Origin of the sequence: Micrococcus sp. NPDC078436, from assembly GCF_040702705.1 — a bacterium.
Classification (GTDB): Bacteria; Actinomycetota; Actinomycetes; order Actinomycetales; family Micrococcaceae; genus Micrococcus.
In genome coordinates this window covers 38,832-51,823 of the sequence record NZ_JBFBLX010000004.1, presented here as the reverse complement: position 1 = coordinate 51,823, position 12,992 = coordinate 38,832, and the positions used below count along the sequence as shown (strand labels likewise).

Sequence of the window (12,992 nt, the reverse complement as noted above, 5' to 3'; positions counted from 1 at the left end):
GGCGGGGCGGCCGTCAGTCTAGACCCACGCCGCCCCCTCCACGGCGTCGGTGATGAACATGTGCCCCGGCGCCTGCGTGATGGCCCACGGCGGCCGGGAGACCTCGAGCGCCCGCTGCGGGGTGACGCCGCACGGCCAGAAGACGGGGACGTCGCCCGGCTCGAGGTCCGTGGCCTCGCCGTAGTCCGGCGCGGCGAGGTCGGCGACGCCGAGGCGGGAGGGGTCGCCGACGTGCACGGGGGCGCCGTGGGCGAACGGCACGGCGGCGCTGACGGTGACGGCCGTCGCCACGAGCTCGGGCGGCACGGGACGCATCGAGACCACGAGCTCGCCGTGCATCCGCCCCGCGGGGCGCAGCGGACGGTCCGTGCGGTACATCGCCACGTTGCGCCCCTGGTCCAGGTTGCGCACGGGCACCCCGGCCCGCTGCAGCGCGGCCTCGAAGCCGAAGCTGCAGCCGATGAGGAAGGCGACGGCGTCCTCGCCCCAGTGGTCGGTCGCGTCCGAGACCTCCTCGACCAGCTCGCCGTCGCGCCACACGCGGTAGAGCGGCAGGTCGGTGCGCAGGTCCGCGCCGGGCGCCCACGACGTCGTCGGCTCTCCCGGCTCGGTGACGTCCAGCAGGGGCATGGGGCCGGGGTTGCGCTGGGCGAACAGCAGCATGTCGAAGGCCCAGTCCCGCGGCAGGACCACGAGGTTGGCCTGCGTGCGGCCCGGGGCCAGGCCCGACGTCGGGCGGACGAGGCCGGAACGGAAGTCGGCGCGGGCCAGGGCAGCCGGGGAGTCGGCGTCGTGGTGGTGGTGGGTCATGGGGGCGGGCCTCCGGTGCGTTCGCGTGAAACTGCTTATATGGGGGGACTATCAGTGTTCGTGTGACACGGCGTCGTCGCTGTCTCACCCTCCCGCAGGGAAGGGCCGAGAGCCGAGGGAGAGCCACACGAGCAGACCGCCGACGGCGGCGAGCCCCCAGCTGGCCAGTGAGCCCACCAGGAACTCCTCGGCGCGCGAGCCGTCCCCCCGGTCGGCCGAGATCTCCGGGAAGCGCACGATGCCCTTGGCCGCCATGAGCGCGGCGATGACCTGCCACGCGTGGGCGAGGCCGAGGAGCACCATGAGCACCCGCTCCATGGGGCCGATGTAGCGGCCCCCGCGCAGGGGCGGCTCCGCCTCGGCGGCCGGGGCGGCCTCCGACTCCCCGGTGCGGCGCCCGGCGAGCTGCAGCACGGCGCGCGTGATGCGATTGGACGTCTCGGCGAGGGCGACGGCCACCGCCACCATCGTCAGCCCCGCCGGTGCGAAGCGGTGCTCCGGTGCGCCGAGACCCAGCTCGAGGACGCCGACCAGCCCGAGGGCGGCCACCACGCCCAGCAGGACGCGGGGCCGTTCCGCTCCCGTGGCGCCCCACGCCAGGAGGGCTCCGCAGGCCACGAGGACCGCGCCCGCCACCGAGGTCCACGGCGGGCCGACGACGGCCAGCGCGGCCGCGCCCAGCAGCACGCCGACGACCGCGGCGCCCAGGGCGGTCCGCCCCGCCCGACCCGGGGACCACGCCGCCGGCGCGAGCGAACGCGCGAGGTCGTACAGGCCGACGGCGAGCAGGGCGAGCGCGGTCATCGGCCCTCCCCCGCGGCGGCATGCAGGGCGTCCAGCTCGAGGATCCGTCCCACGCCGGAGCGGGCGACGGCCTGGGAGACCGCCGACTGGGTGATGCGCTCTTGCCGTGCGGCCTCGGTCTGCGTGGACCCGGCGAGCAGGGCCGCCGCCAGGCGGCGCTCCCGGGCCCGGAGCCGCCCGACGAGGTGGTCCCTCAGGAGAAGCTGGCCGTCCACGGCGAGGGAGAGCTCCGGGTCCGGGCCGACGAACGCCGTGGCCGCGCCGGGGGCCCGGCCGTCCGCGGTCTCGAGGGCCGCGCGGGCGCGGTGCCATGCGGTGCCGTCCAGGATCGGGCCGCCCTCCCCCGCGTCCCCGCCGACCTCCTGATGGTCCCCCTCGCCAAGGCCGAACCGCAGCGCGAGCCCGGGCGGCAGCGCCAGGCCGACCCGCAGGACGGCGCGCGCGGCCGTGCTCCAGTGGGTGTGGAGCGACTGGAACTCGTCCCCCACCGTGGCCCAGCCCGGCAGGAGCGGGGGCACCTGGCGCTCGGCCGCGGCGAAGGCGTGGAGGATCGCGGCCTGGGCGGCCGCCCGGTCCGCGAGGGTGCGGGATCCGACGATGTCCGCGATCACGGCGACGCCCCGGGTGGGTCGGGGCTCGCGCGCTGGGGTGTCCGTCCGGCGACGTGGCATGCCCCTGATGTTACATCACTGCTGATAATCAGCGAATATCAGCATTCCTGACACGGGACGGTCCGGGCGATGCCCCCCGCAGCGCGGCAGCGGCCACGACGAGGGCCAGCATCGCGGACAGCACCGCCAGGCCGCCGTAGCCGGCCACGCCCAGCACGACGCCGGCCAGCCCGGCGCCCGCGGCTCCGGCCAGTCCCATGCCGGCGTCGTGCTGGGCGTGGCCGCTGAGCTCGACGGCCATGACCGAGCCGACCGCGAGCGCGGAGCCGTTGCCGAGGCCGGAGAAGACCTGGCTGGCGGCGAGGGTGCGGACGGTGCGGCGTCGGGCGACGCGGCGGGGGGTGGTGTCGAGGAGCCCGGCGGGGGTCACCGTTCGCGCTCCATCTGGCGCAGCTCCTTCTTCAGCTCCGCGACCTCGTCGCGCAGGCGCGCCGCGAGCTCGAACTGCAGCTCGGTGGCGGCCTGGTGCATCTGGGCGGACATCTGCTCGATGAGGTCCTGGAGGTCCTTGGCGGGGATGGACCCGGCGCCGACGGCGGGCGCGTCGCCGTCGGAGCCCGTGCCCGCCCGCTCCGCGCCCTCGCGGACGGAGGAGAGCCCGCGGTGGCCCATGCCGTAGTCGAAGCCGGACTTCACGCCCCCCATGCCCTTGAGGAAGTCGGCGGTGTCCGCGTCCTCACGGGCCAGCTGGTCGGTGATGTCCGCGATCCTCTTGCGCAGCGGCTGCGGGTCGATCCCGTGCTCCTCGTTGTACGCCACCTGCACGGCGCGCCGGCGGTCGGTCTCCTCGATGGCCTGCCGCATGGAGTCCGTGATGCGGTCGGCGTACATGTGCACCTCGCCGGAGACGTTGCGGGCCGCGCGGCCGATGGTCTGGATGAGCGAGGTGGAGGAGCGCAGGAAGCCCTCCTTGTCCGCGTCCAGGATGGCCACGAGCGAGACCTCGGGCAGGTCCAGGCCCTCGCGCAGCAGGTTGATGCCCACGAGGACGTCGAACACGCCCTGGCGCAGCTCGCGCAGCAGCTCCACGCGGCGCAGGGTGTCCACGTCCGAGTGGAGGTACTCGACCTTCACACCCGCCTCGAGCAGGTAGTCGGTGAGGTCCTCGGCCATGCGCTTGGTCAGCGTGGTCACGAGGACGCGCTCGTCCTTCTCGACGCGGACGCGGATCTGCTCGAGCAGGTCGTCGATCTGGCCCTGCGTCGGCTTGACCACGATCTTCGGGTCCACGAGCCCGGTGGGGCGGATGATCTGCTCCACGCAGCCGTCCGCCTGGGAGAGCTCGTAGGTGCCGGGCGTGGCGGACATGTAGACGGTCTGCCCGATCCGCTCGAGGAACTCGTCCCACTTCAGCGGCCGGTTGTCCATGGCCGAGGGCAGGCGGAAGCCGTGCTCCACGAGCGTGCGCTTGCGGGACATGTCCCCCTCGTACATCGCGCCGATCTGCGGGATGGTCACGTGGGACTCGTCCACCACGAGCAGGAAGTCGTCCGGGAAGTAGTCCAGCAGGCAGTGGGGGGCCGAGCCGGCGGGCCGCCCGTCGATGTGCCGGGAGTAGTTCTCGATCCCGTTGCAGTAGCCCATCTGCTGCATCATCTCGAGGTCGTACGTGGTGCGCATCCGCAGGCGCTGGGCCTCGAGCAGCTTGTCCTGGGACTCCAGCTCCTGGAGACGCTCGCGCAGCTCGTCCTCGATCGAGGTGATCGCCTTGCCCATGCGCGTGTCCCCGGCCACGTAGTGGGAGGCCGGGAAGATGTACATCTCCGTCTCCTCCCGCACGACCTGGCCAGTGAGGGGGTGGAGGGTCTGGATGGACTCGATCTCGTCCCCGAAGAACTCGATGCGCACCGCGAGCTCCTCGTACATGGGGATGATCTCCACCGTGTCCCCGCGCACCCGGAACGTGCCGCGGTGGAAGTCCATGTCGTTGCGCACGTACTGCATCTGCACGAACTGGCGCAGCAGGGCGTCCCGGTCCATCTCCCCGCCGCGGCGCAGGGTGACCATCTGCTCGATGTACTCCTCGGGCGTGCCGAGGCCGTAGATGCAGGAGACGGTGGCCACCACCACCACGTCCCGGCGTGTGAGGAGGGCGTTGGTGGCGGAGTGGCGCAGCCGCTCCACCTCCTCGTTGACGGAGGAGTCCTTCTCGATGAAGGTGTCCGACTGCGGGACGTAGGCCTCGGGCTGGTAGTAGTCGTAGTAGGAGACGAAGTACTCGACCGCGTTGTTCGGCAGCAGCTCACGGAACTCGTTGGCCAGCTGTGCCGCGAGCGTCTTGTTCTGCACCATCACGAGGGTGGGCCGCTGCAGCCTCTCGATCAGCCACGCGGACGTGGCCGACTTGCCGGTGCCGGTGGCGCCCAGGAGGACGACGTCCTTCTCCCCCGCCTGGACGCGCTCGGCGAGCTCCGCGATGGCGGCGGGCTGGTCGCCTGAGGGCTCGAACGGGGAGACGACCTCGAACGGCGCGACGACGCGGTTGATCTGCTTGGCCAGGCTCATGGGCAGAACCCTACGCGCGCCGCCGACGCGTCAGCGCGTCACGGCGCAGCGGGCGCAGCGAGGAACCGGTCCCACACCTGGTTCGCGGCGGAGGCCAGGCGCGTGAGGTCGGCGTCGTTGACGATCACGACGTCGGCGGCCGCGCGGCGCTGCGCGTCGCTCGCCTGCGCGGCGATGCGCGCCTCGGCGTCCTCCCGGCTCATCCCCCGGTCCTGCGTCATGCGCCGGATCCGCTCCTCGAGCGGGGCCTCCACGACGACGACGAGGTCGAAGGCGTCCGCCTGGCCGGTCTCCACGAGCAGCGGCACGTCCTGGACCACGACGGCGTCCGGGCCCGCCTCGGCCACGATCCCGCGGGCCATCTCCCGCACCCGGGGGTGCACGATCCGGTTGAGCCGCTCCCGCTGGCCCGCGTCGCCGAACACGATGCGGGCCAGCGCGACCCGGTCGAGCTCCCCGTCGGCGGTGATCACCCGGTCCCCGAACGCGTCCTGGACGGCGGCGAGGCCCTCCGTCCCCTTCTCGAGGACGGCGCGGGCCAGTGCGTCCGAGTCCACCAGCAGGGCGCCGCGCTCCTCGAGCACCCGGGCCACGGCCGACTTGCCGGCCGCGATGCCCCCGGTGAGCCCCACGTGGACGCGGGGACGGTGGGCGACGGGGGCGGGGGGCTCGGACATCGACTCTCCTGGAGGACTCAGCGGGCAGGGTGGGAGGCGCCGGCGGCGTCGACGACGGGCTGGATCCTCGCGTCCCAGTATGCCCGGACCTCGTCGCGGAGCTCATCGAGGGTGCCGGCGTTCTCGAGCACCGTGTCCGCGACCTCGGCGCGCTCCTCGTCCGCCGCCTCCTCGTCGATGAACGCCCAGGCCCGCTCGCGGCTCATCGCGTGGGAGTCCATGAGGCGGGCGACGCGCAGCTCGGCCGGGGCGGAGACCGCGAGCACCTGGTCGAACTCGCGGGCGGAGCCGGTCTCGGTCAGGAGCGCGAGGTCCATCACCAGCACGGCGTCCTCCCCGACGGCCCTGGCCCGGGCGTCGGCTTCGGTCCGCACGGCCGGCGCGACGATCTCGTACATGCGGCGGCGCGCCGTCGTGCTCTCCGTGGTCAGGCGGTTGAGGGCGCGCACGTCGAGGGAGCCGTCCGCGTGCACGATCTCCTCGCCGAACACCTCGCGCAGCTCGTCGAGCACGGCACTGCCGGGCACGAGGACCTCGCCCATGAGGTCGTCGAACTCGACGACGACGGCACCGAGCCGCTCGAGCTCCTCCCCCACCGCGGTCCGGCCGGCCGCGACGCCGCCGGTCAGGCCGACCGTCAGGAGGGCGTGTTCGGCGGCCGCACGCTGCTGGTGCCACGTCTTCGGCGTGTGGGTGTCGTACTCCGGCTCCGTGCCCACCTCGAACTCGGGGCGCACGACGTAGTCGGACACGTCGGCGCCGTCCTCCGCGGCGCGGCGGCGGTACTCCTCGGCGGGGAGCACCTTCTTCCACTGGCGGGTGCGCATCGGACGGACGGTGCCGGCGTCCTCACGGAGCGCCTGAACGAGGAGCACCACCTGGACGACGGTGATCATGAGGATCGGCAGGCCGATGACGATGATGACCTCCTGGAGGGCGGCCAGGCCGTCCTCCCCCGCCGTGAGGATGATCGCGGCGCACACGGCGCCGATCGACACGGCCCAGACGACGCCCTGGATGCGCGGGGCAGGGTCCTCGTGGCCGTTGACCATGGCATCCATGACCAGGGCGCCGGAGTCGATCGAGGTGATGAAGAACAGCGAGATGACCACGAGCGCGACGACGGCGGCGCCGAGGGAGAGGGGGGTGCCCTGCAGGTGCTGGAACAGCGCGGCCTGCACGTTGCCCTCCTCCACGATGGTCCGGGTCAGGTCTCCGCCCGTCCCCGGAGACGGGGCCGTGGCCCGGTCCGACTGGAACGCCGAATGGCCGTAGACACCCATCCAGATGATCACGAACGCCGTCGGCAGGCCGAGTCCGGCGGCGACGAACTGGCGGATGGTGCGGCCGCGGGAGATGCGCGCGAAGAACATGCCGACGAACGGGGCCCACGTCACGGTCCAGGCCCAGTAGAAGACCGTCCAGTCGCCGGACCAGGCGCCCGAGTTGTAGGTGTCGTTGTAGGTGGAGAGCAGGGGCAGTGCGGTGACGTACTCGCCGACGGCCTGGACCGTCCCGCGGATGACGTCCATGCTCGAGCCCGCCCACATGAGGACGTACACCAGGAGGGCGATCGCGAGGATGATGTTGGCGTAGGAGATGCGCTTGACGCCCTTGTCCATGCCCGCGAGGACGGAGGCGACGCCCACCGCGGTGATCACGGCGAGGATCAGGGCCTGGACCCAGGGGGCGACGGGCGTGCCCAGCACCTCGTTCATGCCGGAGTTCAGCTGCATGGCACCCAGGCCCACGGACACGCCGAGGCCGAAGACCGTGGAGACCACCGCGATGATGTCGATGGCCTTGCCGACGGGGCCGTGGATGCCGTCGCCCAGCAGCGGCTGGAACGCCGACGACACGCGCGGGGGCAGCTTGCGCTTGTACGTGAAGTAGCCGAAGCACAGCCCCGGCACCAGCAGGATCGCCCACATGTGGATGCCGAAGTGGAAGTTGGCGATGCTCATCGCCTCCGACGCCGCCTGGTCGGAGAAGGGCTCGGTGCCGGCCAGCGGCGGGTTCGCGTAGTGGTTGATCGGCTCCGCGATCCCCCAGAACATGAGCACGGCGCCGACGCCGGCGGCGAACATCATGGCGAACCAGACGAGGCCGGAGTACTCGGGGACCGCGTCGTCGTCGCCGAGCTTGACCCGGCCATAGCGGCTGAAGGCCAGGCCGAGCATGAAGACGACGAGAACGGTGAGGCTCAGGGTGTAGATCCAGCCGGCGTCGTAGCGCAGCCACGTGGCGACGATGCCGAAGGTGCGCTGCACCGGGCCCGGAAAGAGCCCCATGGCCGCGGTGAAGAGGACGATGAGGCCGAGGGAGCCGAAGAAGATCGCCGGGCTGGTGCGGAGCCGGAGGGCGTCGTGCAGGCGCGTGAGCGGGGAGGTCATGGGTCTCGCAGACGGGGTCGGGTCCAGCCCGCGGCGGCGGTTCGTGCGCTCACCGGTGGGCCGGTGCCGGGTGGCACGGGTCACCAGGCTAGCGTGCGCCTGCGGTCGGCGCATGCCGAGCGCCTACGCTGGTGCCCATGTCTGTCGACCCCGCCCCGGGCCTGCCCGGGCCCGCCGCCGCCGCGCCGTGCACCGTGCTCCCCGCCGGCGCACGGCGCCCCGAGGGCTGGGTCCGCCTCGAGCAGGAGGTGCGGCGCAGCCGCTTCCGCGCCTACCTGGGACGCGTCGCCGACGAGGACGAGGCCCGCGAGATGGTCGCCGAGCTGCGGCGCCGCCACCACGACGCGCGGCACGTGTGCAGCGCCTTCGTCCTGGGCCCGCGCCGGGAGCGCATGCGCTCCTCCGACGACGGCGAGCCGGCCGGCACCGCGGGCACCCCCATGCTGGAGGCCCTCGTGCAGCGGGAGACCCGCCCCGGCCACGCCGACCTCACGGACGTCTGCGCCGTCGTCGTGCGCTGGTTCGGAGGCGTGAAGCTCGGGGCGGGCGGCCTGGTGCGCGCATACTCGGACGCCGTCTCCGCCGCCCTGGCCACGGCGCCGCTGCTCTCCCGGGAGCGCATGGCGCTCGGAACGATCGCCGCGCCCCATGCCGACGCGGGGCGCTGGGAGAACGACCTGCGTGCCGCCGGGGTGCACGTCACGGCGACCGACTACGCCGCCGACGCCGCGTGGCTGCACGTCGCGGTGGCGGACTCCCCCGCCGCGTGGCTGCACGTCGCGGTGGCGGACTCCCCCGCCGCGTGGGCGGATCTCGAGCAGAGCCTCGCGGGGATCACCGCGGGCAGCGGACGCGTGGAGCGCGTCGGAGAGGACTGGGTGGACCATGACGACGACCTCGCACGATGACCGCGGCCGTGTCCCGGCGGGGGTGACCCCCGACGTGGTGCTGGGCGGGCTCCCGGACGACCTGACCCGCGGTGTGCCGTGGGAGTCCCTCACGCGCTGGCCGCTGCCCGCCGAGGCGGGGCGCGCCGCCCACGACGCCGCGGACGTGCTGCTCCTCGACACCCTCGCCGGATGGCTGGCGTGCGGCCACGCGGCCGGCCCCGTGGTGGTCCTCGAGGACCGGCACGGCGCCCTCACCCTCCCCCTGCTCGCGGCCGGGCACGACGTCCGCCTGGCCCAGGACGACGCGTCCGCCGAGCGCTCGGTGCGGGCGAACCTGGAGCGCTGGCGCGCGGAGGGCCTGCTGCGGGACTCCGCCGGGTCCCTGACGCACGCGGAGCTCGACGATCGGCTCGTCCGCGGCGCCCGGACCGTGCTGCTCCCCCTGCCCCGCTCCCTCGACGAGCTGGACCGGATCGCCCGGATCCTGGCGCGCGGCGCGGACCCCTGCGTCGTCGTGCTGGCCGGGGGCCGGGACAAGCACATGAGCCCGCGGATGAACGCCGTGCTGGCGGCGTCCTTCCAGGACGTCGTCGCGAACCGGGGCCGCCGCAAGGCGCGCGTGCTCACGGCCCGCGCGCCCCGCGCGGGCGTGGCGCCCCGGCCCCATGACGAGACCACGGCGGCCCTGCCGGGGATCGGCCCCGTGCGCCTCGTGGCCGAGGCCGGCACGTTCGGCGGGGCGCACGCCGACCCCGGCTCCCGCCTGCTCCTCGAGGCGCTGGCGGAGGACCCGCGCCCCCCGGCCCGCGCCGTGGACCTGGGCTGCGGCAACGGCCTGATCGCGGTCGGCGCGGCCCGCCTGTGGCCCCACGCCCGGATCACCGCGACGGACCAGTCCGCCGTCGCGGTCGCCTCGACGCGGGCGACGGCCGAGGCCAACGGCCTGGCCGAGCGGATCGAGGCCGTCCGGGACGACGCGCTCGCCTCGTGGGCGGACGCCTCCGAGGAGCGGATCCTGCTGAACCCCCCGTTCCACGACGGCAACGCGGTGGACCCCACGGTCGCACACCGCCTCTTCGAGGCCGCCGCGCGCGTCCTGGCTCCGGAGGGGGAGCTGTGGTGCGTGTGGAACTCGCACCTGCACCACCGCGGGATCCTGCAGTCCGTCGTCGGGCCCACCCGGCAGGTCGCGCGGAACCGCACGTTCACGGTGACGGCCTCCACGCGGCGCGGCTGACCCCGGACACGACGAAGCGCCCCGCCCCTCCGTGATGGAGGGACGGGGCGCTCGTCCGTGGTGGGCGTCCGCCCGGGCGGCGGCCGTCACCGGCTCACCGCACCGGATCAGTTGCCGGTCAGCTTCTCGCGCAGGGCGGCGAGGGCCTCGTCGGAGGCGAGGGTGCCGCCGTCGGAGGCCGGGGCCTCGGAGGAGTACGTGGAGGCGCCGGCGCCGGCGGAGGAGGACTCGGTGCCCGCCTGGGCCTCCTCCTCGACGGAGCGACGCACCTGCTCCTTGTGGGCCTCCCAGCGGGTCTGGGCGTCGGCGTACTGCTGCTCCCACGCCGCGCGCTCGGACTCGAAGCCCTCCATCCACTCGTTGGTCTCGACGTCGAAGCCCTCGGGGTACTTGTAGTTCCCCTCCTCGTCGTACTCGGCGGCCATGCCGTAGAGCGCGGGGTCGAACTCGGTACCGTCCGGGTCCACGCCCTCGTTGGCCTGCTTGAGGGAGAGGGAGATGCGGCGACGCTCGAGGTCGATGTCGATGACCTTGACGAACAGCTCGTCGTTGACCGACACGACCTGCTCGGCGGTGTCGATGTGGCGCGAGGCCAGCTCGGAGATGTGCACGAGGCCCTCGATGCCGTCCTCGACGCGCACGAACGCGCCGAAGGGGACGAGCTTGGTGACCTTGCCGGGCACGACCTGGCCCAGGGCGTGGGTCCGGGCGAAGAGCTGCCACGGATCCTCCTGGGTCGCCTTCAGCGACAGGGAGACACGCTCGCGGTCCATGTCGACCTCGAGGACCTCGACGGTGACCTCCTTGCCGACCTCGACGACCTCGGACGGGTGGTCGATGTGCTTCCAGGAGAGCTCGGAGACGTGCACGAGGCCGTCCACGCCGCCCAGGTCGACGAACGCGCCGAAGTTGACGATCGAGGACACGACGCCCTGACGGACCTGGCCCTTCTCCAGCTTGTGGAGGAAGTTGGAGCGGACCTCGGACTGGGTCTGCTCGAGCCAGGCACGGCGGGAGAGCACCACGTTGTTGCGGTTCTTGTCCAGCTCGATGATCTTCGCCTCGAGCTTCTGGCCGATGTAGGGGGCCAGGTCGCGCACGCGGCGCATCTCCACCAGCGAGGCGGGGAGGAAGCCGCGGAGGCCGATGTCGATGATGAGGCCGCCCTTGACGACCTCGATGACGGTGCCCTCGACGACGCCGTCCTCCTCCTTGATCTTCTCGATGTCGCCCCAGGCGCGCTCGTACTGCGCGCGCTTCTTGGAGAGGATCAGGCGGCCTTCCTTGTCCTCCTTGGTGAGGACGAGGGCCTCGACGGAGTCGCCCACGGTCACGACCTCATCCGGGTCCACGTCGTGCTTGATGGACAGCTCGCGGGAGGGGATGACGCCCTCGGTCTTGTACCCGATGTCGAGCAGGACCTCGTCGCGGTCCACCTTGACGACGGTGCCCTCGACGAGGTCGCCATCGTTGAAGTACTTGATGGTCGCGTCGATCGCGGCGAGCAGCTCCTCGGCGGTGCCGATGTCGTTGACGGCAACCTGGGGGGCGTTGGAAGTGGTGGTCATGTAGGAGGGACTCCGATGGGATTGGGGTTCATGCCGAGGCGGCCCGGGCACGCGCGTGTCCGTCACCCGGCATGGGTTGTGATGGTCAGATTCAAGAGCGCACGAAAGTGCCCTTCCAGGCTATCAGAAACCCACCAGGGACCGCACGGGCGCCGTGGGCCGCAGGATCGCGTCCAGGCGGTCCGCCGCGCCGGGCACCCGCTCCTCCACCAGGCCGCTCGCCACGCGGGCCGCGGCCCCGCCCGCCGCCCCGTGCCCGCCGAGCCACACCGCCGACAGGTCGGCCACGTCGAGCACGAGATCGGCCTCCGCCGGCTCGGCTGCGGCCACGCTCGCGGCGCCCTCCTGCACCGCGAGCCGCCACGTTCCGTCGGCGTGGCCGAGCGGGTCCGCCACCGTCAGGACGACCTCGCCCTCGCCCAGGTCGTCACGGGCGCCGAGGGCGGCGGGCACGTCGAGGATCCGCAGGTAGAGGTCGTCGCCGTCGCGCTGGGTGCGCATGCGGCGCTCGTCCTCGAGGAGGGCCTCGACCCATCCGGCCTCGGGGGCCCGCTCCCACTCCACCCGCTCGACGAGGTCGAGGCTCGTGAGGTGCGCGAGCAGGCCGCGGCGGGCCTCCGGGGTGAGGGCGATGAAGAGCTCCATCGTCACCGTGGGGGGCTCGACGTCCCAGCCCTTGAAACGGTACAGCGCGATCCCCTGCGCCCGCCCCGCCTCGTCCCGATGCACGGCGGCGTAGAGGCCGGTGCCCTTGCCGTCGTTCTTGAACCGGCTGCGGTCCTCCCAGCGGATCGCGGTCATGGCCGGTCGCTGAGTGGCGCCGGGGGTCGCGCGGCGGACCCTCTGGTAGAGCTCGTCGGCGAGGGGGCCGATCTCGCGCGGCTCCTCCCGCGTGACCCGTCCCGCCGGCGCGTCGCCGCGCAGCCGCACCTCGCCGCGGACGTCGAGGTGCGTGCGGCGCCAGCGGGTCGCGGCGCCGAACCCGAAGCGTCCGTAGATCGCGGCCTCGGAGGCGGTGAGGGCCGCGACGGGCATCCCGGCCGCCGCCGCGTCCGCGAGGCTGCGGCCCATGAGCGCCCGGAGGATCCCCCGGCGGCGGAACCCCGGGTCCACGGTCACGGCGCTGATGAGCCAGGCGGGGACGGTGACGCCGGGCGAGACGGTCAGCTCGGACGGGAAGTCCTCGAACGTGGCGACGGGGCGGGACGCGGCCGGGTCGTCTCCGGCGGCGTACGCGTCGACCATGCGCCGGCCGTCCGCCTCCCCCGCCTCGAGCAGCTGCGCGAGCGCCTCGCCCGCGGGCGGCTCCTCGTAGAACCCCCGCTCGACGGCCAGGGTGTGCCGCTCGAACGCCGGGTCGCCGGCGCGTCCCGGGGCCACCACCAGCTGCAGGCCGTGCGCGGCGAGGCTGTCGTCGTGGGCGTGGTGCGGGGGCAT

The 12,992-nt window shown here is 73.5% G+C and carries 11 protein-coding genes; 2 read left to right on the top strand and 9 right to left on the bottom strand.

The window, feature by feature from the left end:
• Window positions 1-18: 18 nt before the first annotated feature.
• The 7 genes from AB0302_RS03745 to coaE (AB0302_RS03715) form a co-directional block, all read right to left on the bottom strand.
• Window positions 19-810 carry a putative hydro-lyase gene (locus AB0302_RS03745; protein ID WP_366370560.1) on the bottom strand — a complete coding sequence of 264 codons (792 nt, stop codon included), beginning with the start codon at window positions 808-810 and terminating at the stop codon, window positions 19-21.
• Between the two features lie 84 nt (window positions 811-894).
• Complete coding sequence (locus AB0302_RS03740; protein WP_366370559.1) at window positions 895-1,614, bottom strand: hypothetical protein; 720 nt, start codon at window positions 1,612-1,614, stop codon at window positions 895-897.
• A complete protein-coding gene (locus AB0302_RS03735) occupies window positions 1,611-2,285 on the bottom strand; it encodes a hypothetical protein (protein ID WP_366370558.1) in 675 nt (224 codons plus the stop codon). Before AB0302_RS03735 ends, AB0302_RS03740 begins: the two co-directional genes overlap by 4 nt.
• A gap of 28 nt (window positions 2,286-2,313) precedes the next feature.
• Complete coding sequence (locus AB0302_RS03730) at window positions 2,314-2,655, bottom strand: hypothetical protein (protein ID WP_366370557.1); 342 nt, start codon at window positions 2,653-2,655, stop codon at window positions 2,314-2,316.
• A complete protein-coding gene (gene uvrB, locus AB0302_RS03725; RefSeq protein WP_366370556.1) occupies window positions 2,652-4,790 on the bottom strand; it encodes an excinuclease ABC subunit UvrB in 2,139 nt (712 codons plus the stop codon). Before uvrB ends, AB0302_RS03730 begins: the two co-directional genes overlap by 4 nt.
• A gap of 38 nt (window positions 4,791-4,828) precedes the next feature.
• Window positions 4,829-5,467 carry a dephospho-CoA kinase gene (gene coaE / locus AB0302_RS03720; RefSeq protein WP_298710285.1) on the bottom strand — a complete coding sequence of 213 codons (639 nt, stop codon included), beginning with the start codon at window positions 5,465-5,467 and terminating at the stop codon, window positions 4,829-4,831.
• Window positions 5,468-5,484: 17 nt separating this feature from the next.
• Complete coding sequence (coaE, locus tag AB0302_RS03715; RefSeq protein WP_366370613.1) at window positions 5,485-7,860, bottom strand: dephospho-CoA kinase; 2,376 nt, start codon at window positions 7,858-7,860, stop codon at window positions 5,485-5,487.
• Window positions 7,861-7,997: 137 nt separating this feature from the next.
• On the opposite strand from coaE (AB0302_RS03715), the gene AB0302_RS03710 reads away from it, so the two are divergent.
• A complete protein-coding gene (locus AB0302_RS03710) occupies window positions 7,998-8,768 on the top strand; it encodes a YigZ family protein (RefSeq protein WP_366370555.1) in 771 nt (256 codons plus the stop codon).
• Window positions 8,746-9,987 (top strand): methyltransferase, encoded by a 1,242-nt coding sequence (locus AB0302_RS03705; protein ID WP_366370554.1) that lies wholly within the window; start codon window positions 8,746-8,748, stop codon window positions 9,985-9,987. The genes AB0302_RS03710 and AB0302_RS03705 overlap by 23 nt, the downstream gene beginning before the upstream one ends.
• 107 nt (window positions 9,988-10,094) lie before the next feature.
• Here AB0302_RS03705 and rpsA read toward each other — a convergent pair whose 3' ends face one another.
• Together rpsA and AB0302_RS03695 are read right to left on the bottom strand one after the other, a co-directional pair.
• Window positions 10,095-11,555, bottom strand: a complete 1,461-nt coding sequence (gene rpsA / locus AB0302_RS03700; protein ID WP_319074806.1) for a 30S ribosomal protein S1 — start codon at window positions 11,553-11,555, stop codon at window positions 10,095-10,097.
• Between the two features lie 123 nt (window positions 11,556-11,678).
• Window positions 11,679-12,992 (bottom strand): GNAT family N-acetyltransferase, encoded by a 1,314-nt coding sequence (locus AB0302_RS03695; RefSeq protein WP_366370553.1) that lies wholly within the window; start codon window positions 12,990-12,992, stop codon window positions 11,679-11,681.